The organism is Ruegeria sp. BI12, from assembly GCF_056537985.1.
In genome coordinates, this window is sequence record NZ_JBQFSL010000001.1 from 1,374,112 (window position 1) to 1,396,845 (window position 22,734).

Here is a 22,734-nt window from a genome sequence, read left to right on the forward strand (position 1 = left end):
TTATTTCAGTCGGCGCTGGCCTTCCTGTTTGCAGTAGGCATCCGCTTCTGCGACCGACATTTTGGTCGCTGGGAAGTTGGTCGCCCGATCCCAGATTACACGATCTGGGCGATATAGCTGGCAGGTGACTTCACCCTTTGGCGTCTGCACTTTTACGGGAGGCGTTTCAAAATCTTCCGGAGAAGGGATACAGCCCGCAAGGGTAACGACTAGCGGAACGACAAGGGCGATTTTAGTGAAGGAAGTATTCATGTGCACTCTTCTTTACTCGTAAGTTTCCCGAATGATCGCGGGGCAGGTGTCAATTTAGCGTAAATACTGGCCAAAATGAGGGCTGGATCAAGGCGGTACTGGGCTTCGTCTAGTCGGTATACCCAACAAAATCAAGAAACCGCACCAATCCGTTGGCGTGGTTTCAAGATTTGATGGATTGTGATCTTATTTTTCCGGGATAAGCCCCCTTGGACTGAACCTGAGTACAATAAGCAGGATAAGGCCCATGGTGAACAAGCGCATATGTGCGGCACTGTCGATCAAGTGAGATTTAAGTGCGCTGCCATCCGGCATGCTGGAGGTAATCAAGTTCATGAACCACAGTCCCATTGGTTCGACCTGAACCCACAGGAACCAGATCAGGAACGCGCCCAGAACAGCGCCGAAATTGTTACCCGATCCACCGACAATCACCATCACCCAGACAAGGAAGGTAAATCGCAGCGGGTTATACGTTCCGGGGGTTAACTGTCCGTCCAGCGTCGTCATCATTGCCCCCGCAATTCCGCAGATGGCCGAGCCGAGCACAAAAATCTGCAGGTGCCGGCGGGTGACGTCCTTGCCCATAGCTTCGGCGGCGACCTCATTGTCTCGAATGGCGCGCATCATCCGGCCCCAAGGGCTTTTCAATGCCATCTGAGCCATCCAAAGCAAGACAAGCAACACGATCATGAACAGCAGCGAATAGCCCAGTTTGACCGACAGCGTCGACGCAATGACCGGGTCCAGCCCGAACCAATCGGCGCGCGCGATAAAGCCGGGATCGTTCTGCAATTCAACCTCGTAGCCGACCACGGGGGCGGGGCGCGGGATGCCGTAGACATTCTTGACGCCCCGCGCCAGCCAGTCTTCGTTCTTCATGATTGCGATGATGATTTCGGCAATGCCCAGCGTTGCAATCGCCAGATAGTCCGAGCGCAATCCAAGCGCTGTTTTACCGATTAGCCACGCCGCACCAGCGGCCAGTAAACCACCCGCTGGCCAGGCTAGGAGGACCGGTAGGTTCAAACCGCCAAGGTTACCGGCAATTGCCGGATCAATCGCTTCAACACCCGCGACGCTTCGATCGAAAATCGCCCGGTAGACAAAGAATCCTACGATGAGAATGGCGATAATCGTCAGTGTCTGTGCACGACCTTTGGGCATCCGGGTCGCCACCAGTACAGCGGCGACAACGGTGGCGGCGCCCAGTAGCAGCGCCAGAACAATTCCATAGCCACCCGAAGACCACGCGCCGGGGGTCGGAGGGGTCGAAACCAGCACAACGGCCAGACCACCCAAAGCGACAAATCCCATGACGCCAACGTTAAAGAGGCCCGCAAACCCCCATTGCAGGTTAACTCCAATCGCCATTATGGCCGAGATCAGCCCCATGTTCAGGATCAGGATCGCAGAGTTCCAGCTTTGGGTGAAACCGGTTAACAGGATCAAGCCGCCAACGACAACGAAAAGCAGCGAATTTTTGACGGATTCGGTCATACCGCTTTCCCTTTAAACAGGCCCGTGGGCTTGAACAGAAGCACGATCAGCAGGATGACAAAGCTGACCGCGAATTTGTAATCGGTGGACAGGAATTGCACCAACCCCGATGGCGCCAGACTTTCCGGTGCGACGTAAGTCAGCACTTTTTTCCAGGCATATGTGATGGTGACCTCGGAAAACGCGATGATGAAACCGCCCGCGATGGCCCCCAGGGGATTGCCCAACCCGCCGACAATAGCCGATGCGAAGATTGGCAGCAGAAGTTGGAAATAGACGAAGGGCTTAAAACTCTTGTCTAATCCGTAGAGAACTCCAGCGGTGGTCGCTAGTGCCGCCACGATAATCCAAGTGATCATGACAACGCGCTCGGGGTTGATACCCGAGAGAAGTGCCAGATCCTCATTGTCGGAATAGGCCCGCATCGATTTGCCCGTACGGGTTTTGTTGAGGAACCAGAACAGCAGCGCCACGGCGACAACAGCGACCACTAAGGTGATGCCCTGGGACGTCTTGATCGCTAGCCCCTCGCGCAATCCGGTCATTGCCTTGAAATCACGGGCCGAGACTATGAAGCGCGCACCATCCGAGAACCTTTGATCATCCGGTCCGATGATAAAGCGAACAAGCCCGTTCATGATGAACATGACGCCCATAGAAACGATCACAAGGATCACCGGTTTGGCCTTTTGTTCCCGGTAGAACCGATAGACCAGCCGGTCGGTTATCAGAACCAGAACGATGCAGCCCAGGATCGCAAATGGGAGGGCCAACAGCGCGGTGGGTAGTGGACCGAAGCTCACTCCGGCGGCTTGTAGGCCCCAAGTTACAAGTACGGCAATCATCGCGCCGAAGGCCATCGTATCGCCATGGGCAAAATTCGAAAACCGCAGGATTCCGTAGATGAGCGTTACACCCAGCGCCCCCAGAGCCAACTGGCTGCCGTAAGCAACCGCAGGCACGATCACAAAGTTCGAAAGCGCAACAAGCGCGTTTAGTAAGTCCATCAATTCTTCTCACTGTCCGGGTGCGGCTTTATGGCACGACGTTTATGACAGACACAACAATTTGCGCCCCCTTTTTTGGTCTGAAAGGGCCGGAATGTGAGAGAGTTATCGCTTTGTCAGCCTACAGGGTCTTCGCAAATGCCACGGTCGTTTGCACTGTGCTCTCCCTTGATGGTCATATCATAGTTTAGGTCGTCGAAATCGACGACAAAAGTGACCACGTCTTTGTCCATGATGTGGAGAAACGTCAGCGAGTTTACACCCGATAGAATCTTGGCCTCACCCCGAATTGTGTCCGTTACGATGAAGCCAGTGTCGGTGGCGCCCGAACGGGCCAGAGTAACGCTGCCACCATCGGTGTCGGAGATGCAGGTCACGACAAAATCAGCGCCGTTTAGCGGTCCGGGACCAGCAGCCAAACCAAATGAGGGGGCGAGAATGGCGAGTGTCAGTGCAGTCAGATTTTTCATGGTGTCCCTTGGTGGTTCGCTCCGCTTTCCATATTGGGGATTCTGCTGGAATGCGGGTGGTTGAGAGTGACGAGCGAGCGGTAATCTGTGTCGCCCTCATCTGACCTAGACAATATCATGCAAAAAAAAAGAGGAGTGAGTATGTGCTCACATCCTCTTGATATTTCTTGAGATATTAACTTCGATAGCCCCGATTTGTTTCGGGGTTCTCTGGGAGAGCACTTAGACTTCTTTACATGTCCCGTGATCGGTACCGGCATGCGGGCCTTTGACTGAAAGATCATAAGACATATCGTCATAGTGGACGACAAAGGTCATGACATCTGCGCCTTCGATATAGACAAACGTCATGTTGCCAACGCCTTTAAGCACCATGGCATCGCCGGAAATGTTCGCAGTTTCGATGTTGCCCTTGTCTCCTTCCGGTGCCCTGTTGAGGCGCACTTCGCTGCCGTCGCGGTCTGAGACGCAGACAAAGTGGCGCTCTTCCGCAGTTGCGGCGGTTGCGCACAAGGTGGCGACGGCCACACACATCCATTTTTTCATTTATGGGTCCTGAATAGAGTTTTTCATTCAGAAGGTTCGCTTGATTTCACGGAGCTAACTTTGGTTGACCGGGAAACCGTTTCCTTCACAAAGCCCGGCGCTAAACGCACAATGTGACCGGATTGCAGCCGACGCGTGGAAATCTTGGGATGGTAGGAGAATTTCGGGAACAAGGATGACATTGGAGAGCGCCATAATGGCATTGAGGAACTCCATTAAAACTCCAGTCCGCATTGCCACGGCCTTAAACTCACCCACCCAAGAAACTCTTCCGAACCTCCGGATCAGCCAACAGTTCCTTGCCCGTACCGGTATAGGCATTTCGCCCCTGAACCAGCACATACCCCTTGTCGGCGATCTCCAGCGCTTGGCGGGCGTTTTGTTCGACCATCAGGATCGGCAGGCCGGTGCGAGACACTTCGATGATCCGGTCAAATAGCTCGTCCATCACGATGGGCGAGACACCGGCAGTTGGTTCGTCCAGCATCAGAACCTTGGGTTGGGTCATCAGCGCGCGGCCGACGGCGACCTGCTGACGCTGACCGCCCGACAGCTCCCCGGCCGGCTGGTTGCGTTTGTCACGCAGGATGGGGAAAAGGTCATAGACCTGCTCCATCGTCTGGCTGATATCGTCGCGGCGGATGAAGGCACCCATCTCAAGGTTTTCTTCGACTGTCATCGACGTGAAGATATTCGAAGTCTGCGGCACAAAGCCCATGCCACGGATCACGCGATCCTGTGGAGTGAGGTTGGTGATATCCTCTCCATCCAGCCTCACCGCGCCGGAACGGACATCCAGCATACCAAAGACAGCTTTCATCGCTGTTGATTTACCAGCGCCATTGGGGCCAACGATGACTGCAATCTCACCCTTGTCGACGGCGATGGTGCAATCGTGCAGGATGTCCGGCCCTTTGCCGTAACCGCCGGTCATGGTGTCGCCGATCAGAAAGGGGCCGCCCTCTACCTTATGCGTTTCGCCGCTTTTCGTATGCGCAGGCGTCATGGTGCCAACCCCGTGGGTATTGGTGATTGAGGCATCCTTGTTGCCCTTGTCATCCTGATAGGGATTGTCGCTCACGCCCCGGCCTCCAGCTTGTCTTTGTTTTTCAGGCCGGTGCCCAGGTAGGCTTCGATCACATGCTCGTTGGCCTTGATCTCGTCCAGGGTACCTTCGGCCAGAACCTTGCCCTCGGCCATACAGATGACCGGGTCGCAGATCTTGCCAATGAAATCCATGTCGTGCTCGATGACGACGAAAGTGTAACCGCGTTCTTTATTGAGGCGCAGAATCGTGTCGGCGATGGTCATCAGCAAGGTGCGGTTCACACCTGCACCGACCTCATCCAGAAACACGATCTTGGCATCGACCATCATGGTGCGGCCAAGTTCCAGCAGTTTCTTCTGACCGCCCGAAACCTGACCCGCCTTGTGGTCGGCCAGGTGTTCGATGGTCAGGAATTCCAACACCTCATCAGCCTTGGCTTTCAGCGCGCGCTCTTCGTCTGCGATGCGTTTGCGCCCGAACCAAGTGTTCCACAGCGATTCCCCGGACTGTGCGCCGGGCACCATCATCAGGTTCTCCCGGCATGACATCGAAGAGAATTCGTGCGCGATTTGAAATGTCCGCAGGAGACCCTTGTGGAACAGGTCATGCGGGGGCAGGCCGGTGATCTCTTCGCCGCCCATGAAGACTTTGCCGCTGGTTGGCGGCAGGACGCCCGCGATCACGTTGAACAGAGTGGTTTTTCCCGCTCCGTTTGGCCCGATCAGACCCGTGATCGAACCTTTTTGGATTTCCAGCGACGCCCCATCCACCGCGTGAAACCCGCCGAAATGCTTGTGCACGTCTTCGACGACGATCATCTTTTCCCCTAGCCACCCTTGTCGGTGTTTCTGCTTCCCCATCCCCAAAAGGTGAGGTGCGGCCTTTTTTCATTGAAACAGCCCGGACACAAGGCCCGGGCTGCTTGATTTTATACCGTTTTGCGCCGGATCAACGGAAGTTGACGGTCTTGTTTTCGCCGTCAGTGACTTCGATCTCGCGATACGAACCGGCGCTTTCACCGGGGCCGATCAGCTCAACGCCCGACGCGCCGACGTAATCGATGTCCTGACCTGCGGCCAGCAGTTCCAGACCTTTGGCCAGTTCACCCGGATAGATTTTCTCACCCGGTTCGTTGGCGACGTCCATGATCTTGGCGCCATACTCGGCCGGGTTGGTCGAACCTGCGGCCTGCATGGCCAGCATGAACAGAGCCGCCGCGTCATAGGATTCAGGCGAGTAGGGCGATGAGCCGTCAAAGCCTGCAGCCTCGGCCATGGCAAAGTACTTTTCAGCACCTTCACCGCCCGAACCAGCGATCTGACCGAACGAGCCGTTCAGATCAGGGCCAACATTCGAGGGCAGCGAGTCACCGATCATGCCGCCCGGCAGACCGAACGTATCGAATGCGCCGCTATCCAGCGAGGACTGGATGATGCCCAGGCCACCCTGATCCAGGTAACCTGCGACAACCAGAATATCGCCACCCGCCGATGCCAGCGCACCAACTTCAGCCGAGTAGTCTGCCTTGCCGTCTTCGTGCGCGGCAACGATGGTCACTTCACCACCGGCTGCTTCGAACGAGGATTGGATCGCGTCTGCAAGACCCTTGCCGTAATCGTTGTTGGTGTAGGTCAGGGCGATTGAGTTAATGCCGCGATCCTTCAGGATGTCGGCCATCACTTCACCTTCACGCGCATCCGACGGAGCGGTGCGGAAGAACAGGCCGTTGTCTTCCATGGTCGACAGACCGGGCGATGTCGCCGACGGCGAGATCATGACCATGCCGTTTGGAATCGCAACGTTCTGCAGGATCGCGCCGGTCACGCCCGAGCAGTCGCCGCCGATGATGCCAGCAACGCCGTCCGCGATCATGCGTTCGCCGTTCGAGGTTGCCAGACCGTTGTCGATGCAGCCGGTGTCCGCGCGCGATGCAGTGACGGCGGAACCGTCCAGCAGTTTGCCAGATTCGGTTACTTCGGCCATCGCCAGCTCGGCACCCGAACCCATGGCAGGTGCCAAAGATTCAATCGGGCCGGTGAACCCAAACAGAACGCCCAGAGTGACGTCTTCGGCCAGCGCGGGGCCAGCCAGAAGGGCGGATGCTGCAGTTGCTGTAAGCAGCTTTTTCATATGGTTACTCCCTAATTGGAACGTTTTCGTTCTGCGCACGACCCTAGGCAAGCTGTCTGGAAAAGAAAAGTCCTAACGCAAATGTGTTTTTGCCAGGAATAAACCTATTTGTTTTGATGAACTTGTCTCGGTTTTTGAAAGGTGGAGATTCTCATGTTTAGGGCATTCGCGATTCTGGTCCTGTCGGTTTTTGCTGGACCCGCCAGCGCCGATACCCTGCAGACTTCAGCCGGGACCGTACAAGTCACGCCCGTGGTCACGGGGCTGGATGCGCCTTGGGCGATCGGTCTTGTGCCCGGCGGAAGTATTTTAGTCACGGAACGTGACGGAGAGCTTTTGTTCGTCTCGGAAGGCAAGGCAAAACGTGTTGCCGGTGTTCCCAAGGTGGCTGCAAACGGGCAGGGCGGGTTGCTGGATATCACCGTGGCCCGGGATTTTGCACAGACCCGAGAAGTGTTTCTGACCTTCTCCAAACCCCAAAGCGGCGGTGCCGGAACTGCAGTTGCTGTGGCGCGCCTGTCTGAAAACGGGAACCGGTTAGACAATGTGCGGGTCATCTTCGAAGCGGTTCCCGGAGGTTCCACCGGTCGGCATTTCGGTTCCCGTGTGGTCGAGGCGCAGGACGGAACGCTGTTTGTAACGATAGGTGATCGTGGCGACCGTCCAACGGCGCAGGACCGGTCAAACCATATGGGGACTGTCATTCGCATCAATCGCGATGGCACCGTGCCCGCCGATAACCCATTTGTCGGGCAAGATGGAATTCGGCCTGAGATCTGGTCATTTGGCCATCGGAACCCACAAGGCGCGGGATTGGACCTGAGCGGGCGACTGTGGATATCGGAACATGGCGCGCAGGGCGGGGATGAGGTGAATCTGATCCGTCCGGGGCGCAATTATGGCTGGCCGGTGATTTCCTATGGCGTCCATTATTCGGGTCAGAAGATTGGTGAGGGAACATCGAAACCCGGCATGGAACAGCCCGAACACTACTGGGACCCGTCCATCGCGCCTTCGGGCTTGTTGGTCTATTCCGGCAAACTGTGGCCGGAGTGGCGAGGCGATATCTTCGTTGGGTCACTTAAATTCGACTACATCTCACGCCTTGAAGGATCACCGCTGCGCGAGGTCGAGCAGATAAAGGGTCCTGAAACCGAACGTGTGCGCGACATAGTCGAAGCCGACGACGGGTCGATCTGGTTCATCTCTGTGGGACAGGGGGCCATCTATCGAATGACCCCCGGATAGGCGCAGATCAGACGGAAAGCCGACCGCTTTGTGCACCACGCTCGCGATAGGGCGTGGTGTTGTAGTGCGCACGGTAGCATTTTGAGAAATGGCTGGGCGAGGCAAACCCGCAAGCCAAAGCCACGTTGATCACACTCATATCCGTCTGCATCAGCAAGTTGCGTGCTTTGTGCAGGCGCAGTTCCATGTAGTAGCGCTTGGGCGAGCGACTGAGATACCGCCGGAACAGGCGTTCCAGCTGTCGCGTGGACATGCCTACGTCTTTAGCCAGAATCGAAGGCGAAATCGGCTCCTCTATATTCTTTTCCATCATCAGGATGACCTGGCTCAGCTTGGGATGGCGCACGCCGATCCGGGTCGGGGTCGACAGGCGCTGGGTGTCCTGATCGGTACGGATCGAAGAATAGATCATCTGATCCGCCACGGCATTCGCCAGATCTTCACCATAGTCGTCTGCGATGATTTTTAGCATCAAGTCGATCGAGGACGTGCCGCCCGCGGTTGTCATCCTGTTTCCGTCGATCTGAAACACGGATTTGGTAAGCTCGACCTCGTCGAATTCTTCAATGAAACTGTCCGAATTCTCCCAGTGGATCGTTGCGCGCTTGCCGTCCAACAATCCGGCTTTGGCCAACGTATAGGCTGCCGTGCACAGACCACCGATCCGAAGGCCGCGCCGAGCCTCGCGGCGGACCCAGTTCAGTACCTTTTTGGTCGTCGCCAGTTGAACGTCAACGCCACCGCAGATCAGAACCACATCATCTCGCTGCAACTCGTTCAGGTCGGAATCCAGCTTGAACGTAGTACCAGCTGAACAACTGACCGTGTCGCCGCCTTCACCGGCCAGTGTCCAGGAATAAAGCTCCCTGTCGCCCATGCGATTGGCGATCCGCAGGCTGTCCAGCGCCGAGGCAAAGGACAACAGAGAAAACTTGTCCAAAAGGACAAATACAAAATGGCGAGGATTGGCCTCAGCGCCTTCCACTGTGACAACTTGGCGTTGCTCTTGCATGGCTTGGTGTCCTTGATTCGGCGCCGTGTTACGTGGCGTCCGGCGTCGTTGTTGCCAGCCACCATGATCAAAGCTTGTTTCCCCCGTCAAGAGGCGCAAATCGTATATGGTCACTCTTCAATGCATTTTGTATAGAGACGACCTGACTACTTCAGCGGAGATCAAAGCTATGACCGAATGGCAAAAAACGAACTGGCGCAACAAGCCCCGGGTTCAGATGCCAGACTATACCGACGCGGCCGCGCTGGCCAAAGTCGAGGCTCAGCTTTCTCAGTATCCCCCGCTGGTCTTTGCTGGCGAGGCACGGCGCCTGAAACAACATCTGGGTGCCGCCGGTCGCGGCGAGGCTTTCCTGTTGCAGGGCGGGGATTGTGCTGAGAGCTTTGAGCAATTCAGCGCGGATGCAATTCGCGACACTTTCAAGGTGATGCTGCAGATGGCAATGGTGCTGACCTATGGCGCCAAGGTGCCTGTGGTCAAAGTGGGCCGCATGGCGGGTCAGTTTGCCAAGCCGCGCAGTGCGCCGACCGAGGTTCTGGACGGTGTTGAGCTACCCAGCTACCGCGGTGACATCATCAACGAGCTGGCTTTCACACCTGAAGCTCGCATTCCGAATCCCGGCAAGATGCTGCAGGCCTATACCCAAGCGGCAGCGACACTGAACCTGCTGCGCGCCTTTTCGACGGGCGGTTTCGCGGACATGAGTCACGTGCATTCCTGGACCTTGGGCTTCGCCGATGGGCAGGATGTTCAGAAGTATTCTGAAATTGCTGATCGCATTCAGGACTCCATTGATTTCATGGGGGCCGCTGGCATCACCGCGGATACCACGCATGAATTCTCGTCGGTCGAGTTCTATACCAGCCATGAAGGCCTGCTGCTGGAATATGAAGAGGCGCTGACCCGTCTTGATTCGACATCCGGGAATTGGCTTGCAGGATCCGGTCACATGATCTGGATCGGCGACCGTACACGTCAGCCAGATGGTGCACATGTGGAATTCTGCAGCGGTGTCTTGAATCCGATTGGTCTGAAATGTGGCCCGACCACAACCGCCGAGGACCTCAAGGTTCTGATGGCCAAGTTGAACCCGGAAAACGAAGAGGGTCGTCTGACCCTGATCGCCCGTTTCGGTGCCGGCAAAGCAGGCGAACACCTGCCGCGTCTGATCAAAGCCGTGAAGGAAGAGGGTGCCAAAGTCACTTGGGTCTGCGATCCGATGCACGGCAACACTATCAAGTCGGCAACCGGGTACAAGACCCGTCCGTTCGACTCTGTCCTGCGCGAAGTTCGCGACTTCTTTGGCGTCCATCAAGCCGAAGGCACTATCCCCGGTGGTGTGCATTTCGAAATGACTGGTTTGGACGTTACCGAATGTACGGGTGGCGTGCGGGCTGTGACCGAAGAAGACTTGTCTGATCGCTACCACACCGCATGCGATCCGCGCTTGAACGCATCGCAGTCGCTGGAACTGGCCTTCTTGGTGGCCGAAGAGCTGACAAACCAGCGTCGCAATGGCAGCAAGCGAGCGGCCAGCTAAGAGTCGCTTCAGAAGAACGCAAAGGCGGGCTGAAATGGCCCGCCTTTTTTTTTTCTTTTCGAGTTAGTCATCGCGCGACACAACCAACCGCAGATGTGAGCCAGGAGGATCAAAACTGTGCTGATCTTCGGCAAAACTAGCCTGAAGCGGCTGCGGCTTTTGTTGGCGAATCTGAATATCCGCAACCGGACGCATATTGTTTTCCGAAATCGTAAACCGCCTGGGTGTCGCCCCGATTGCACCGTCGCTGACCAATACTCCCAAAATGCGGCTGACATCACCCAGATCGCTTTTTAGAGGTAACAGAACCATGCGGGCCTGTAGTTCAACACGGCCCAACTGGCCCGAAGATTCCAAATTTAGGTTGGCTATCGTAGGCTGCGCAAATACCTGTTCTGAAACATTCTTGATCTTTTCCCGTGTGCCCGGTTCAAAAAAGGATGTTAGCGGCATGCCGCGCACTTCCATTCCGGCCAGCGAATTCAAATGGCTGCCAGCCAGACGGAACCGGGTCAAACCGGGGGCGATGCGTTCTAGAATGAACGTGTATTCCAGAATGTTCTCAAGCCCGCGAGGGTCGATTTGCGACCGCATGGGAACGCCGTCACCCGTCAGAAGTGCGGTCCAATACGCCTCGGCCTGGCGGATGGGCGAAAGGCTGCGCCCGCTGTCAAAACGATCCATAGCGACGATCTTTCCAAAACTTGCCCCGAAACCGTTCCCGAAAATGGTTTTCATCATTGTCACCCTGGCGTCTATCGACCGTCATTTTCCTAAAATTCTAACGACCGGGGACCTCCGTACGAGACCAGCGTTCGCAAGTGCTAGATTGACGCGGGTTGATTCAATTTTGGAGCAAATCTTTAACGAATGGTTAACGACTCGCGAACAAACGCAGAGTCAGCAAACTCTTGCCCTGTGCGTACAGTTCGCATTAGGTGCCCCCAGCAAACTGAAGACGGGCAGCTACGGAAAGGGCAGGCATGATAAAATCCATGACGGGTTTCGCCTCGGGCAAGGGGGCTTTCGGGCCACATAGCTGGACGTGGGAATTGCGCAGTGTGAACGGCAAGGGGCTCGACATGCGTCTGCGGGTTCCGGAATGGTTAACCGGGCTTGAGGCCGCTTTGCGCGCCACGATTTCAAAACAATTGAGCAGGGGCAATGTATCATTGTCCCTACGTGTCAGTCGCGATGAAACGCAGCCAGACCTTGTGCTGAACGAAGCCGCAATGGACGCCGTACTTGAGGCGGTGGCACGAACGCAGGAGATGGCCATCGCAAAGGATGTGACCCTTGGCCCTTCGACCGCCGCCGACCTGATTTCGCTCAAGGGGATGTTGGATGCTGGCAATGATGCCGACGATCCCGGCCCATTGGTTGGCCAGTTGACGACAGAATTCGGCGGCTTGTTGAGCGACTTTATCGAAATGCGCCGGACTGAAGGCCGGGCGTTGGCAACCGTTCTAGAAGAACAATTGGGCCAGGTGGCGGCTCTGACCTTTCAAGCGGCAGAACTGGCTGAGCAGCGCAAAGACAAGATGTCCGAAGCGTTGCGGGAAAATCTTGCGCGGGTATTGGACAACGCGCAAGGAGTCGATCCCGACCGCGTGGCGCAGGAACTGGCAATTATTTCCGTCAAGGCGGATATCACTGAAGAAATCGACCGACTGAAGGCTCATGTCGTGGCTGCGCGGGATTTGCTGGCTCAGGATACACCTGTCGGCCGCAAACTTGACTTCCTGATGCAAGAGTTCAATCGGGAGGCCAACACATTATGCTCGAAAGCCCAGAATGCGGAACTGACAGCGGTTGGCCTTGAGTTAAAGGTCGTAATAGACCAGATGCGCGAGCAAGTGCAGAACGTAGAATAAACACAGGAGCGCTTTTAATGGCGGATCGACGCGGCCTTTTAATCATTCTGTCCTCGCCATCAGGGGCCGGCAAATCGACACTGGCCAAACGACTGATGCAATGGGACACAGATCTTGAGTTTTCGGTCTCGGCCACCACCCGTGCACCGCGTCCGGGTGAAGAAGACGGGCGCGAATACTACTTCCTGAGCGAGGATGCATTCCGGCAGCAGGTGTCCGAGGGGCAGATGCTGGAACACGCGCATGTCTTCGGGAATTTCTACGGCTCACCGGCCGGTCCGGTTCGCGAGTCCATTACCGGGGGCAAAGACGTGCTGTTTGACGTGGACTGGCAGGGCGAGGTGCAGATTCGAAACTCGGACCTTGGCAAGCACGCTCTGTCGATCTTCATTCTGCCTCCCTCCATCCCCGAGCTGCGCCGCAGACTGGAAACGCGGGGTCAGGACAGTGAGGACGTGATCGCAAAGCGCATGCTCAAAAGCTGGGATGAAATCAGCCACTGGGGTTACTACGACTATGTTCTGATCAATGACGATCTGGATGCCACTGAAGAAAAACTTAAGACCATTGTCAGCGCCGAACGCATGCGCCGTATTCAGCAACCCACGTTACAGAACCACGTCCGCACGCTGCAAAATGAATTTGAGGGTTTGGCATGACCATTTACGCTCTGGGTAATCACGCTCCGCAAATCCACGAAGACACCTGGGTTGCTCCGGATGCCAATCTGATTGGGAAAGTCGTGCTTGAACAGGGGGCCTCGGTCTGGTTCGGGTGCACCATCCGTGCTGATCACGAAGAGATCCGCGTAGGCGAGGGCAGCAACGTTCAAGAAAACTGCGTCATGCATATCGATGCCGGATACCCGCTGACCATCGGTAAAAATTGCACCGTCGGGCACAAGGTCATGCTGCATGGCTGCGAAATTGGGGAAAACACGTTGATCGGTATGGGCGCAATTGTTCTGAACGGCGCGAAAATCGGAAAGAACTGTTTGATCGGGGCAGGGGCGTTAATCACCGAGGGCAAGGAAATTCCCGACAATTCGTTAGTCATGGGGTCGCCGGGCAAAGTTGTGCGGGAGCTCGATGAAGCTGCAGCAAAAAAGATCACCCTCAGCGCATTACACTATCAACAGAACATGCGCGCATTTCGAGACATGATGAAGCCCGTTCAATAGAGCGATCGCACCTGCATCGAAAGGCACCGTTATGTCAAACGACCTGCTTGCTGAAATTGTGTCGGCCATTCCGATACCGGCTTTGATGGTTGACCAGACCGAACGGATCATTGCAGTCAATACAGAAGCCAAAACCTTGCTTGGGCAGAACATCGAAAGCCGGCACTTTGCCACCATTCTCAGGCAGCCGCAGGTCATTGACGCGATAGAACAAAGCTTGCGCAGCAAAGGCCCGGCCAATACTCGGCATCTGTCGAACGACGGCGCACAGGATACGACGTTCGAAGTTCAGTGCCGTTATATGAACGGTGTTGGTGCTGTGGACGGCGGTGCGGTGATGGTCATTTTTCAGGACGTCACGCATCTGGAACAAGCCGGGCAGATGAGGCGCGACTTCGTAGCGAATGTCAGTCATGAATTGCGCACACCGCTGACCGCATTAATGGGGTTCATAGAAACGCTGCGCGGTCCCGCGCGCGAGGATGCAACTGCACGAGAACGGTTTTTGCAGATAATGGCTGACGAAGCCAACCGGATGAACAGGCTGGTTGGAGATCTGCTATCGCTGAACCGCGTGGAGAGCCAAGAAAGGGTCCGACCCAAGGAACTTCTTGATCTTACAGATTTGATGCAGTCGACACTGGCGACGCTACGCCCGCTTGCCGAGGCTGCAGATGTCGAAATGACACTGGTAGCATCATCGGAACCGATCTCGATAACTGGGGACAGCGATCAACTGCGGCAGGTATTTACGAACCTGATCGAGAATGCCATCAAATATGGCGGCAGCGGCGGCAGAGTAGATGTCCACATTCAGGTGTCAGAAAGCGACATTGCCATGCGCGGCCCTGCGGTGCGGGTGCAGATTGCGGACAAAGGACCGGGAATTGATGCGGTGCACCTTCCGCGTCTGACCGAGCGATTCTATCGCGCCGATAGTCACAGGTCCCGCGAATTGGGCGGTACAGGGTTGGGCCTGGCGATTGTAAAGCACATCGTCAATCGCCACAGGGGCCGGTTGCGTGTCGAAAGCACCCTGGGCAAAGGTTCTGTATTTACAGTGATTTTGCCACGCTGACCTCGGGCTTCCAGCGCAGGTCCATTTCGAACGCGAACGGTGTTCCGTGGGGTCAAGTTAAGAAAACGTAAGAAAATCGTTACGTGTCATAAAACCGTTACGAACTTGTCACAAAAGGCTTACCGACGCCTCTTAGGGGTTCGCCCCAAGATCATCATGGGGGTGATCAGAATTTACCTTTCTCAAGGAGACTGTAATGTCCTTTGTTAAACTGTCGGCTTCGGCTCTCACCATCGCTGCTGTATCGGCCACCACGGCCGCCGCTCGTGATCAAGTTCAGGTTGCCGGTTCGTCGACTGTGCTGCCATATGCCTCGATCGTGGCTGAAGCCTTCGGTGAAAACTTTGACTTCCCGACACCGGTTGTTGAATCGGGTGGTTCTTCTGCTGGTCTAAAGCGCTTTTGTGAAGGTGTTGGCGAAAACACCATCGACGTTGCAAACGCCTCGCGCGCGATCCGTGAAAAAGAAATCAAAGCCTGTGCTGAAAACGGCGTAACCGACATTATCGAAGTTCAGATCGGTTATGACGGCATCGTTTTCGCATCCGACATCAACGGCAACTCGTTCGAGTTCACGCCGGAAGACTGGTACAAAGCGCTGGCCGCGAAAATCGTTGTAGACGGTGAAGTTGTCGACAACCCGAACAAAACCTGGGCCGACGTGAACCCGGAATTCCCGGCACAACCTATCGCTACCTTTATTCCCGGCACCAAGCACGGCACACGTGAAGTTTTTGAAGACAAGGTTATCCTGGCAGGTTGTGAGCACTTGGGCGATTTCGAAGTGTTCAAGGCAGCCGCCGGCGACGACAAGAAAGCAGCTGAAAAGCAGTGCATCGCCATCCGTACCGACGGCGTTTCTGTCGACATCGACGGCGACTACACCGAAACTCTGGCCCGCATCGACAGCAACAAAGACGGCATCGGCGTCTTTGGTCTGGCATTCTACGAGAACAACACCGACAAGCTGCAAGTCGCAACCATGTCTGACGTTGTTCCTTCGACCGAGTCGATCGCAACCGGCGAATACCCGGTTTCGCGCCCGCTGTTCTTCTACGTGAAGAAAGCACATATCGGCGTGATCCCCGGCCTGAAAGAATACGCTGAGTTCTTTGTCGCTGACGAGATCGCTGGGCCCGACGGCCCGCTGGCCGAATACGGCCTGGTATCCGACCCTGAGCTGGTCAAGGTACAGGAAGCTGTTGCCAACGAAACCGTTCTGGGCGGCGGTTCCTAATCACTCTTACGAACGGAACCGGGGCGTTTTTTTGCACGCCCCGGTTCTTTTTGACTCCATCTCTGCCATCCCTACGGAGTTCTCATGGCGTTATCCTGGCTGTTGCTTATCCTGCTTGCGCTGGCAGTGATCGGACATTTCGCGGGTCGGTCCCGCGCACTGGCAAGTGCAGGTGGTGACGCCCGCGACTTGCATTCTCTGCCGTCTTACTATGGCTACAACGTCGCGCTGACGGCTTTGGTTCCGGCAATTGGCGTTCTAATCGTCTGGCTGCTTGCTCAGCCGATGATCGTGAACAGCACGGTGTCCGGCCTCATTCCCGATCAGGCAATTCCGGAAGGGTCGGATCGCAGCTTGACCATGAGCGAGGTGCGACGTGTCGCCTACGGTTTGGACGGCGCCGTCGCAGGCGGTGCGATAAGTGAAGTACAAGCGCAAGACAGCAATGCAGATATTGAAGCGCTAACTGAAACGCTGAAAGACGCCGGTCAGGTTCTGACGCAGGATATCACTCAACCCATTCTGATCGCGGCACAGAAATTCCGCAGCATGACATCGACTGGGACGATTGCGATGCAAGTCGTAGTTCTGGCGCTGGCTCTGCTCGGCGCAGCATTTGCCTATGTGCGGACGCACAAGGAATTCCGCGCCCGCAACGTGGTAGAGCAGGGAGTTCTTGCCCTGCTGTTGCTGGCTGCGTCGATCGCGATCCTGACGACTATTGGCATTGTCCTGTCGATGCTGTTTGAGACGATGAACTTCTTCCAATTGCATTCGTGGAAGGACTTCTTCTTCGGCAGCACATGGGCTCCGAACTTCCGCGGAGGCAGTGAACTGTCGATCCTGCCGCTGCTGTGGGGGACACTGTATATCTCTCTGATCGCGCTTCTTGTGGCGGTGCCGATTGGCCTGTTCGCCGCGATTTACTTGTCAGAGTATGCCTCGGGCGCGACACGGTCCATTGCCAAACCTTTGCTTGAAATTCTCGCCGGTATTCCGACCATTGTTTACGGCCTGTTTGCCTTGCTGACTGTGGGGCCTGCGCTTGTGTCGATGTTTGGCAACGGTGGCGCGTTGGGAGTAGACTGGATGGCGAGTTCGAACGCGGTTCTGACCGCCGGGCTGGTTATGGGGATCATGCTGATCCCGTTTGTCTCATCTCTGTCGGATGACATCATCAACGCAGTACCTCAATCTATGCGGGATGGCTCGCTGGGCCTTGGCGCCACTCATTCGGAAACTGTGCGCAATGTGATCCTTCCGGCTGCGCTGCCGGGTATCGTGGGTGCGATCCTATTGGCCGCCAGCCGCGCCATCGGTGAAACGATGATCGTTGTGATGGCGGCGGGTGCAATCGCCAAATTCTCGGGCAATCCGTTCGAGGCGATGACCACCATCACCACACGGATCGTCAGCCAGCTGACCGGCGATACTGACTTTGCCAGCCCCGAAACTCTGGTGGCGTTTGCGCTGGGTCTGACCCTGTTCATCATCACGCTGGGGCTGAACATCTTCGCCCTCTACATCGTACGCAAATACCGGGAGCAGTACGAATGACCGATATTTCCCACACGCCTGACGCTGCTCCGACCGCACAGCCCAAAGGTGGTTCGCTGTTCGAAAAAGACGCACGCACAAAACGACGCAACGCAGCTGAGAGCCGTTTCAAAATGTACGGCATCGCGGCCATCGGTATCGGGTTGCTGATGCTGATCGTTCTGGTGACCAATATTGTCACAGCCGGAACCGGCGCCTTTCAGCAAAGCTTTCTGGAACTTGATGTCGATCTAAAGGCCGACAAACTGGACAAGAAAGGCAACCGCAATATCGAGGACATCAAGAAGGTTTCGACCTTCGGTTATGCACCTCTGATCGCGTCTGCGCTGGAATCCGAAGTTGCAGAACTTGGTATTCAGACGGATTTGTCAGCTAAGGACATGGGCAAGATCCTGTCCAAGGCGGCTCAGGCAGAGCTGCGGAACTATGTGATTGCCAACCCCGACGAGATCGGCAAGACGGTCAGTTTCCGCTTTTTGGTCAACAGCCGTGTCGATGGCTACATGAAGGGTCGGGTAACCCGCGACTCGATCGCCAACGACAAGAGCATCTCGGTTGAGCAGCTGGATTTCGTAGACCAGCTGCTGGATGCCGGTGTTCTTTACAAGGCGTTTAACCCGGACTTCATTTTTGGTGCTGACGCCTCGGACCAACGACCCGAAGCTGCGGGGATCGGGGTGTCCATGCTGGGCTCTCTGTTCATGATGTTCGTGGTGCTTGCGCTGGCTCTGCCCATTGGCGTCGCCGCCTCGATTTATCTCGAGGAATTCGCGCCGCAAAACAGGCTGACCGATATCATCGAAGTCAACATCTCGAACCTGGCCGCCGTTCCATCCATCGTGTTCGGTATTCTGGGCCTGGCCGTGTTTATCAACTATATGCACCTGCCGACGTCCGCGCCGCTGGTGGGCGGTCTGGTTCTGACGCTGATGACTTTGCCGACGATTATCATCTCGACCCGCGCATCGTTGAAGGCGGTTCCGCCGTCGATCCGTGATGCGGCGCTTGGGGTAGGGGCCTCGAAAATGCAGGCGGTGTTCCACCATGTCCTGCCGCTGGCTGCGCCCGGTATTCTGACCGGTACCATCATTGGTCTGGCGCAGGCGCTTGGGGAAACCGCGCCGCTGCTGCTGATCGGCATGGTGGGCTTTATCGCCTCGAACCCGCCCGATGGCATTGTCGCGGGCTTCCTGTCACCGAACTCGGCCATGCCGGCGCAGATCTACGAATGGTCCAAGCGCGCCGATCCGGCCTTTTACGAACGCGCATGGGGGGGCATCATCATCCTGTTGATCTTCCTCGTCACAATGAACACGATTGCGGTGCTGCTACGTCGCCGCTTTGAACGCCGCTGGTAAATGGGGGCTATTATGAATGACATGACACGAGTGGAGAGAACCGTGGACTCCAAAGCCATCAAGATCGCCGCGAACAACGTTCAGGTATATTACGGCGACACCCACGCCATCAAAGACGTGGATGTTCAGATCGAAGACAAGACCGTAACGGCCTTTATCGGTCCGTCGGGGTGTGGCAAGTCGACCTTCCTGCGCTGCCTAAACCGGATGAACGACACGATTGATATCTGCCGGGTCGAGGGCGATATCCTGCTGGATGGCGAGGACATCTATGACAAGCGCGTCGACCCTGTGCAGTTACGCGCCAAGGTTGGAATGGTGTTCCAAAAACCGAATCCGTTTCCGAAGTCGATCTATGACAACGTGGCATACGGTCCGCGCATCCACGGTCTTGCCAAGAATAAGGCGGAACTGGATGATATCGTGGAAAAATCCCTGCGTCGCGGTGCCATATGGGATGAGGTCAAGGACCGTCTGGACGCCCCAGGCACGGGGTTGTCGGGGGGCCAGCAGCAGCGTCTGTGCATCGCGCGGGCTATCGCAACCGAACCCGAGGTGTTGTTGATGGACGAGCCGTGCTCGGCGCTGGACCCGATTGCGACTGCGCAAGTCGAGGAACTGATTGACGAGTTACGCTCGCGTTATTCAGTGGTGATCGTGACCCACTCGATGCAACAAGCCGCACGGGTCAGCCAGAAAACAGCGTTTTTCCATCTGGGCAACCTCGTGGAATTCGGAGAGACCGGCCAAATCTTTACCAACCCCGAAGATCCCCGCACGGAAAGCTACATCACCGGCCGTATCGGCTGAGGACAGGTATTTGAACATGACCGAACAACATATTGCATCTGCATTCGACCGCGACCTCGAAGCGGTTCAGGCCTACATCATGAAAATGGGCGGACTGGTCGAAGCAGCGATCATGAATGCCGCGCGTTCGCTTGAGACCCGCGATGTCGAACTTGCTCAGGAGGTGCGTCAGGGCGACAAGGCCATTGATGCGCTTGAGGACGTGATCAACGAAGAAACCGCGCGGTTGATCGCGCTGCGGGCGCCAACAGCGGGCGACCTGCGTCTGGTTCTGTCCGTGTTGAAGGTTTCAGCCAACCTGGAACGCATTGGCGACTATTCGAAGAATATCGCAAAACGCACAACGGTTCTGGTCGACGCTGGCGAGATTAACGGCAGCGCCGCCGCCTTGCGCCGCATGGCGCGCGAAGTTGAACGAATGCTGCGCGATGCACTGGACGCTTATATCCAGCGCGACGCAGAACTCGCCACCGACGTGATCGAACGCGATGAGGAAGTTGACCAGATGTATAACGGTCTGTTCCGCGAGTTCCTGACCTTCATGGCCGAAGATCCACGCAACATCTCGTCCTGCATGCACCTGCATTTCATCGCCAAAAACATAGAACGGATGGGCGATCACGTCACCGCCATTGCAGAACAGGTTGTCTACCTCGTGACCGGAGAGCGGCCGACGGAAGCACGCCCCAAAGCTGATATCACCTCGCAAACCGTCTAGGAGACAATGAATATGTCCGCTGATCAGCCCACGGTTCTGGTTGTTGAGGATGAGCCGGCTCAGCGTGAAGTGCTGGCCTACAATCTTGAAGCCGAAGGGTTTCGCGTATCCAAGGCGGCCAATGGTGACGAGGCGTTGCTATTGGTCGATGAAGACAGCCCCGATATCATTGTTTTGGACTGGATGATGCCCAATCTCAGCGGCATCGAAGTGTGCCGCCGCCTGAAGACACGTCCGGATACACGTGCAATACCGATCATCATGCTGTCTGCACGGTCCGAAGAGGTGGACAAGGTCCGCGGCCTGGAAACTGGTGCGGATGACTATGTGGTCAAACCGTATTCAGTTGTCGAACTCATGGCGCGCGTACGTACGCAACTGCGCCGGGTTCGCCCAGCAACGGTCGGTATCCGGCTGGAGTTCGATGATATCATTTTGGACTCCGAAACCCACAAGGTCAGCCGGGGCAGCAAGCCTTTGAAACTGGGCCCGACCGAATTTCGTTTGCTGAGCACGTTCATGGAGAAGCCCGGCCGTGTCTGGAGCCGTGAGCAGTTATTGGACCGGGTCTGGGGTCGTGACATTTACGTCGACACCAGAACGGTAGATGTTCATATCGGTCGCTTGCGCAAAGCGTTGACACAGCACGGTGGCAACGACCCGGTGCGCACTGTCCGCGGTGCAGGATACGCGCTGGGGTAAACTAAAGGGCAGGGCGGACAGCCCTGTTCTATGCGGTTTACTCATAGAACGATGCGAAACTGTGGCTGTTATTCGCATAAATCGCAGGGTATTTTGCCTTAAGTCTCATCAAGCGGAGAAGCAAAATGAACGCCCCGAACACCAAACCGACTTTGCGAGCCAAAGACGCACCTGATATGGGGACGTTCTCGTGGGATGATCCGTTTCGTTTGACGGATCAATTGACCGAAGACGAGCGTATGATCGCCGCCAGCGCACAGGCTTATTCTCAAGAGAAGCTTCAACCGCGGGTTCTGGAAGCCTTCCAAAGCGAAGAAACCGACCCGGAAATCTTCCGTGAAATGGGTGAGATGGGCCTTTTGGGCACGACGATCCCCGAAGAATATGGCGGCCTTGGCGGCGGATATGTGTCATACGGACTGGTCGCGCGCGAGGTTGAGCGTGTGGATTCCGGTTACCGCTCGATGATGTCGGTGCAAAGCTCTTTGGTGATGTACCCGATCTATGCCTATGGAAGCGAAGAACAACGCCGGAAGTACCTTCCGAAACTGGCCAGCGGCGAATGGATCGGTTGCTTTGGCCTGACCGAGCCTGATGCGGGTTCGGATCCAGCCGGCATGAAAACCCGCGCTGAAAAGATCGATGGCGGCTATCGGTTGACCGGCAGCAAGATGTGGATCTCGAATTCGCCAATCGCGGACGTCTTTGTCGTATGGGCCAAATCCGATGCACATGATGGCAAGATCCGCGGCTTTGTTTTGGACAAGGGCCTCAAAGGTCTGAGCGCGCCAAAAATTCAAAACAAAATGAGCCTGCGGGCGTCTATCACAGGTGAAATTGTTCTGGATGGCGTCGAAGTGGACGAGGGCGCTTTGCTGCCCCATGTTCAAGGCTTGAAAGGTCCCTTTGGTTGCTTGAACCGTGCTCGTTATGGGATCAGTTGGGGTGTGATGGGAGCTGCTGAAGGCTGCTGGCACGGCGCACGTCAGTACGGTCTGGACCGCAAACAATTCAATAAGCCACTGGCTCAGACACAACTGTTCCAGCGTAAACTGGCCGATATGCAAACCGAAATTGCCCTGGGCTTGCAAGCCAGTCTGCGCGTTGGCCGCCTGATGGATCAAGCCGAAGCTGCGCCCGAGATGATTTCAATCGTAAAGCGCAACAACTGCGGCAAAGCGCTGGAGATTGCACGGATGGCCCGCGACATGCATGGGGGCAATGGCATCTCGCTGGAATTCCAGGTGATCCGCCATATGGTCAATCTGGAAACCGTGAATACCTATGAAGGCACACATGACGTTCACGCGCTGATCCTGGGGCGGGCACAGACTGGTCTACAAGCCTTCTACTAGGATATTCCAAACATCGCATAATTGGTATTATGTAAAAAAGGCATTGCGCGATTGGGGCTTTCCTCTAATCGCCAATGCCTTACGATGTGTTTCTAAACGTGCAGTTTGGAGT

The 22,734-nt window shown here is 56.0% G+C and carries 23 protein-coding genes; 13 read left to right on the top strand and 10 right to left on the bottom strand.

From position 1 onward, the window contains the following. The 8 genes from ACR0AK_RS07050 to ACR0AK_RS07085 form a co-directional block, all read right to left on the bottom strand. Positions 1 to 252: a hypothetical protein gene (locus tag ACR0AK_RS07050; RefSeq protein WP_480792830.1), complete on the bottom strand. Its 252-nt coding sequence runs from the start codon at positions 250 to 252 to the stop codon at positions 1 to 3. Positions 253 to 438: 186 nt separating this feature from the next. Next, entirely contained in the window at positions 439 to 1,752 is a 1,314-nt protein-coding gene (locus ACR0AK_RS07055) for a branched-chain amino acid ABC transporter permease (protein WP_480792831.1), read from the bottom strand. After that, positions 1,749 to 2,759 carry a branched-chain amino acid ABC transporter permease gene (locus tag ACR0AK_RS07060; RefSeq protein WP_170557289.1) on the bottom strand — a complete coding sequence of 337 codons (1,011 nt, stop codon included), beginning with the start codon at positions 2,757 to 2,759 and terminating at the stop codon, positions 1,749 to 1,751. The genes ACR0AK_RS07055 and ACR0AK_RS07060 overlap by 4 nt, the downstream gene beginning before the upstream one ends. A gap of 116 nt (positions 2,760 to 2,875) precedes the next feature. Further along, the gene (locus ACR0AK_RS07065; protein ID WP_480792832.1) at positions 2,876 to 3,229 is read right to left on the bottom strand and encodes a hypothetical protein; all 354 of its coding nucleotides are present in this window, start codon (positions 3,227 to 3,229) and stop codon (positions 2,876 to 2,878) included. A gap of 222 nt (positions 3,230 to 3,451) precedes the next feature. Further along, positions 3,452 to 3,775 carry a hypothetical protein gene (locus tag ACR0AK_RS07070; protein ID WP_170557293.1) on the bottom strand — a complete coding sequence of 108 codons (324 nt, stop codon included), beginning with the start codon at positions 3,773 to 3,775 and terminating at the stop codon, positions 3,452 to 3,454. Between the two features lie 250 nt (positions 3,776 to 4,025). Continuing rightward, the gene (locus ACR0AK_RS07075; RefSeq protein ID WP_170413257.1) at positions 4,026 to 4,856 is read right to left on the bottom strand and encodes an ABC transporter ATP-binding protein; all 831 of its coding nucleotides are present in this window, start codon (positions 4,854 to 4,856) and stop codon (positions 4,026 to 4,028) included. Beyond that, on the bottom strand, positions 4,853 to 5,641 hold the full coding sequence (locus ACR0AK_RS07080; RefSeq protein WP_480792833.1) for an ABC transporter ATP-binding protein: 789 nt from the start codon (positions 5,639 to 5,641) through the stop codon (positions 4,853 to 4,855). Before ACR0AK_RS07080 ends, ACR0AK_RS07075 begins: the two co-directional genes overlap by 4 nt. Before the next feature lie 130 nt (positions 5,642 to 5,771). Beyond that, on the bottom strand, positions 5,772 to 6,953 hold the full coding sequence (locus ACR0AK_RS07085; protein ID WP_170557297.1) for an ABC transporter substrate-binding protein: 1,182 nt from the start codon (positions 6,951 to 6,953) through the stop codon (positions 5,772 to 5,774). 153 nt (positions 6,954 to 7,106) lie between these two features. Between ACR0AK_RS07085 and ACR0AK_RS07090 the strand changes: the two genes are divergently transcribed. Then, the gene (locus ACR0AK_RS07090) at positions 7,107 to 8,201 is read left to right on the top strand and encodes a PQQ-dependent sugar dehydrogenase (protein ID WP_480792834.1); all 1,095 of its coding nucleotides are present in this window, start codon (positions 7,107 to 7,109) and stop codon (positions 8,199 to 8,201) included. 7 nt (positions 8,202 to 8,208) lie between these two features. Here ACR0AK_RS07090 and ACR0AK_RS07095 read toward each other — a convergent pair whose 3' ends face one another. Then, positions 8,209 to 9,213 (bottom strand): GlxA family transcriptional regulator, encoded by a 1,005-nt coding sequence (locus tag ACR0AK_RS07095; RefSeq protein ID WP_170557299.1) that lies wholly within the window; start codon positions 9,211 to 9,213, stop codon positions 8,209 to 8,211. Positions 9,214 to 9,382: 169 nt separating this feature from the next. On the opposite strand from ACR0AK_RS07095, the gene ACR0AK_RS07100 reads away from it, so the two are divergent. Further along, on the top strand, positions 9,383 to 10,753 hold the full coding sequence (locus ACR0AK_RS07100) for a class II 3-deoxy-7-phosphoheptulonate synthase (RefSeq protein ID WP_480792835.1): 1,371 nt from the start codon (positions 9,383 to 9,385) through the stop codon (positions 10,751 to 10,753). Between the two features lie 63 nt (positions 10,754 to 10,816). Here the strand turns inward: ACR0AK_RS07100 and ACR0AK_RS07105 are convergent, their stop codons facing one another. Next, on the bottom strand, positions 10,817 to 11,491 hold the full coding sequence (locus tag ACR0AK_RS07105; RefSeq protein WP_480792836.1) for a PAS domain-containing protein: 675 nt from the start codon (positions 11,489 to 11,491) through the stop codon (positions 10,817 to 10,819). 245 nt (positions 11,492 to 11,736) lie between these two features. Here ACR0AK_RS07105 and ACR0AK_RS07110 point away from each other — a divergent pair, with 245 nt between their 5' ends. From ACR0AK_RS07110 to ACR0AK_RS07160, 11 genes are all read left to right on the top strand, one after another. Beyond that, a complete protein-coding gene (locus tag ACR0AK_RS07110) occupies positions 11,737 to 12,627 on the top strand; it encodes a YicC/YloC family endoribonuclease (protein ID WP_480792837.1) in 891 nt (296 codons plus the stop codon). A gap of 17 nt (positions 12,628 to 12,644) precedes the next feature. Beyond that, the gene (gmk, locus tag ACR0AK_RS07115; protein ID WP_170557303.1) at positions 12,645 to 13,286 is read left to right on the top strand and encodes a guanylate kinase; all 642 of its coding nucleotides are present in this window, start codon (positions 12,645 to 12,647) and stop codon (positions 13,284 to 13,286) included. After that, entirely contained in the window at positions 13,283 to 13,807 is a 525-nt protein-coding gene (locus ACR0AK_RS07120) for a gamma carbonic anhydrase family protein (RefSeq protein ID WP_480792838.1), read from the top strand. Before gmk ends, ACR0AK_RS07120 begins: the two co-directional genes overlap by 4 nt. 31 nt (positions 13,808 to 13,838) lie before the next feature. Then, entirely contained in the window at positions 13,839 to 14,885 is a 1,047-nt protein-coding gene (locus ACR0AK_RS07125) for an ATP-binding protein (RefSeq protein ID WP_480792839.1), read from the top strand. 196 nt (positions 14,886 to 15,081) lie between these two features. Further along, entirely contained in the window at positions 15,082 to 16,122 is a 1,041-nt protein-coding gene (locus tag ACR0AK_RS07130; RefSeq protein WP_480792840.1) for a substrate-binding domain-containing protein, read from the top strand. A gap of 84 nt (positions 16,123 to 16,206) precedes the next feature. After that, the gene (pstC, locus tag ACR0AK_RS07135; RefSeq protein ID WP_480792841.1) at positions 16,207 to 17,679 is read left to right on the top strand and encodes a phosphate ABC transporter permease subunit PstC; all 1,473 of its coding nucleotides are present in this window, start codon (positions 16,207 to 16,209) and stop codon (positions 17,677 to 17,679) included. Beyond that, complete coding sequence (gene pstA / locus ACR0AK_RS07140; protein WP_480792842.1) at positions 17,676 to 19,037, top strand: phosphate ABC transporter permease PstA; 1,362 nt, start codon at positions 17,676 to 17,678, stop codon at positions 19,035 to 19,037. Before pstC ends, pstA begins: the two co-directional genes overlap by 4 nt. 12 nt (positions 19,038 to 19,049) lie before the next feature. After that, the gene (gene pstB, locus ACR0AK_RS07145) at positions 19,050 to 19,847 is read left to right on the top strand and encodes a phosphate ABC transporter ATP-binding protein PstB (protein WP_170557311.1); all 798 of its coding nucleotides are present in this window, start codon (positions 19,050 to 19,052) and stop codon (positions 19,845 to 19,847) included. Positions 19,848 to 19,863: 16 nt separating this feature from the next. Then, positions 19,864 to 20,565, top strand: coding sequence for a phosphate signaling complex protein PhoU (gene phoU, locus ACR0AK_RS07150; protein ID WP_170557313.1), 702 nt, complete (start codon positions 19,864 to 19,866; stop codon positions 20,563 to 20,565). A gap of 12 nt (positions 20,566 to 20,577) precedes the next feature. Continuing rightward, positions 20,578 to 21,267: a phosphate regulon transcriptional regulator PhoB gene (phoB, locus tag ACR0AK_RS07155; RefSeq protein WP_170557315.1), complete on the top strand. Its 690-nt coding sequence runs from the start codon at positions 20,578 to 20,580 to the stop codon at positions 21,265 to 21,267. Positions 21,268 to 21,392: 125 nt separating this feature from the next. Further along, entirely contained in the window at positions 21,393 to 22,622 is a 1,230-nt protein-coding gene (locus ACR0AK_RS07160) for an acyl-CoA dehydrogenase (protein ID WP_480792843.1), read from the top strand. Positions 22,623 to 22,734: the final 112 nt, after the last annotated feature.

Coding starts and splice junctions, on each gene's coding strand:
- ACR0AK_RS07095 (WP_170557299.1), bottom strand. CDS start 9,213: ATGCAAGAGCAACGCCAAGTTGTCACAGTGGAAGGCGCTGAGGCCAAT.
- ACR0AK_RS07160 (WP_480792843.1), top strand. CDS start 21,393: ATGAACGCCCCGAACACCAAACCGACTTTGCGAGCCAAAGACGCACCT.
- ACR0AK_RS07070 (WP_170557293.1), bottom strand. CDS start 3,775: ATGAAAAAATGGATGTGTGTGGCCGTCGCCACCTTGTGCGCAACCGCC.
- pstB (WP_170557311.1), top strand. CDS start 19,050: ATGAATGACATGACACGAGTGGAGAGAACCGTGGACTCCAAAGCCATC.
- ACR0AK_RS07130 (WP_480792840.1), top strand. CDS start 15,082: ATGTCCTTTGTTAAACTGTCGGCTTCGGCTCTCACCATCGCTGCTGTA.
- pstC (WP_480792841.1), top strand. CDS start 16,207: ATGGCGTTATCCTGGCTGTTGCTTATCCTGCTTGCGCTGGCAGTGATC.
- ACR0AK_RS07055 (WP_480792831.1), bottom strand. CDS start 1,752: ATGACCGAATCCGTCAAAAATTCGCTGCTTTTCGTTGTCGTTGGCGGC.
- ACR0AK_RS07110 (WP_480792837.1), top strand. CDS start 11,737: ATGATAAAATCCATGACGGGTTTCGCCTCGGGCAAGGGGGCTTTCGGG.
- ACR0AK_RS07080 (WP_480792833.1), bottom strand. CDS start 5,641: ATGATCGTCGTCGAAGACGTGCACAAGCATTTCGGCGGGTTTCACGCG.
- ACR0AK_RS07085 (WP_170557297.1), bottom strand. CDS start 6,953: ATGAAAAAGCTGCTTACAGCAACTGCAGCATCCGCCCTTCTGGCTGGC.
- phoU (WP_170557313.1), top strand. CDS start 19,864: ATGACCGAACAACATATTGCATCTGCATTCGACCGCGACCTCGAAGCG.
- pstA (WP_480792842.1), top strand. CDS start 17,676: ATGACCGATATTTCCCACACGCCTGACGCTGCTCCGACCGCACAGCCC.
- ACR0AK_RS07125 (WP_480792839.1), top strand. CDS start 13,839: ATGTCAAACGACCTGCTTGCTGAAATTGTGTCGGCCATTCCGATACCG.
- ACR0AK_RS07050 (WP_480792830.1), bottom strand. CDS start 252: ATGAATACTTCCTTCACTAAAATCGCCCTTGTCGTTCCGCTAGTCGTT.
- ACR0AK_RS07060 (WP_170557289.1), bottom strand. CDS start 2,759: ATGGACTTACTAAACGCGCTTGTTGCGCTTTCGAACTTTGTGATCGTG.
- ACR0AK_RS07105 (WP_480792836.1), bottom strand. CDS start 11,491: ATGAAAACCATTTTCGGGAACGGTTTCGGGGCAAGTTTTGGAAAGATC.
- ACR0AK_RS07065 (WP_480792832.1), bottom strand. CDS start 3,229: ATGAAAAATCTGACTGCACTGACACTCGCCATTCTCGCCCCCTCATTT.
- ACR0AK_RS07100 (WP_480792835.1), top strand. CDS start 9,383: ATGACCGAATGGCAAAAAACGAACTGGCGCAACAAGCCCCGGGTTCAG.
- gmk (WP_170557303.1), top strand. CDS start 12,645: ATGGCGGATCGACGCGGCCTTTTAATCATTCTGTCCTCGCCATCAGGG.
- ACR0AK_RS07090 (WP_480792834.1), top strand. CDS start 7,107: ATGTTTAGGGCATTCGCGATTCTGGTCCTGTCGGTTTTTGCTGGACCC.
- ACR0AK_RS07120 (WP_480792838.1), top strand. CDS start 13,283: ATGACCATTTACGCTCTGGGTAATCACGCTCCGCAAATCCACGAAGAC.
- phoB (WP_170557315.1), top strand. CDS start 20,578: ATGTCCGCTGATCAGCCCACGGTTCTGGTTGTTGAGGATGAGCCGGCT.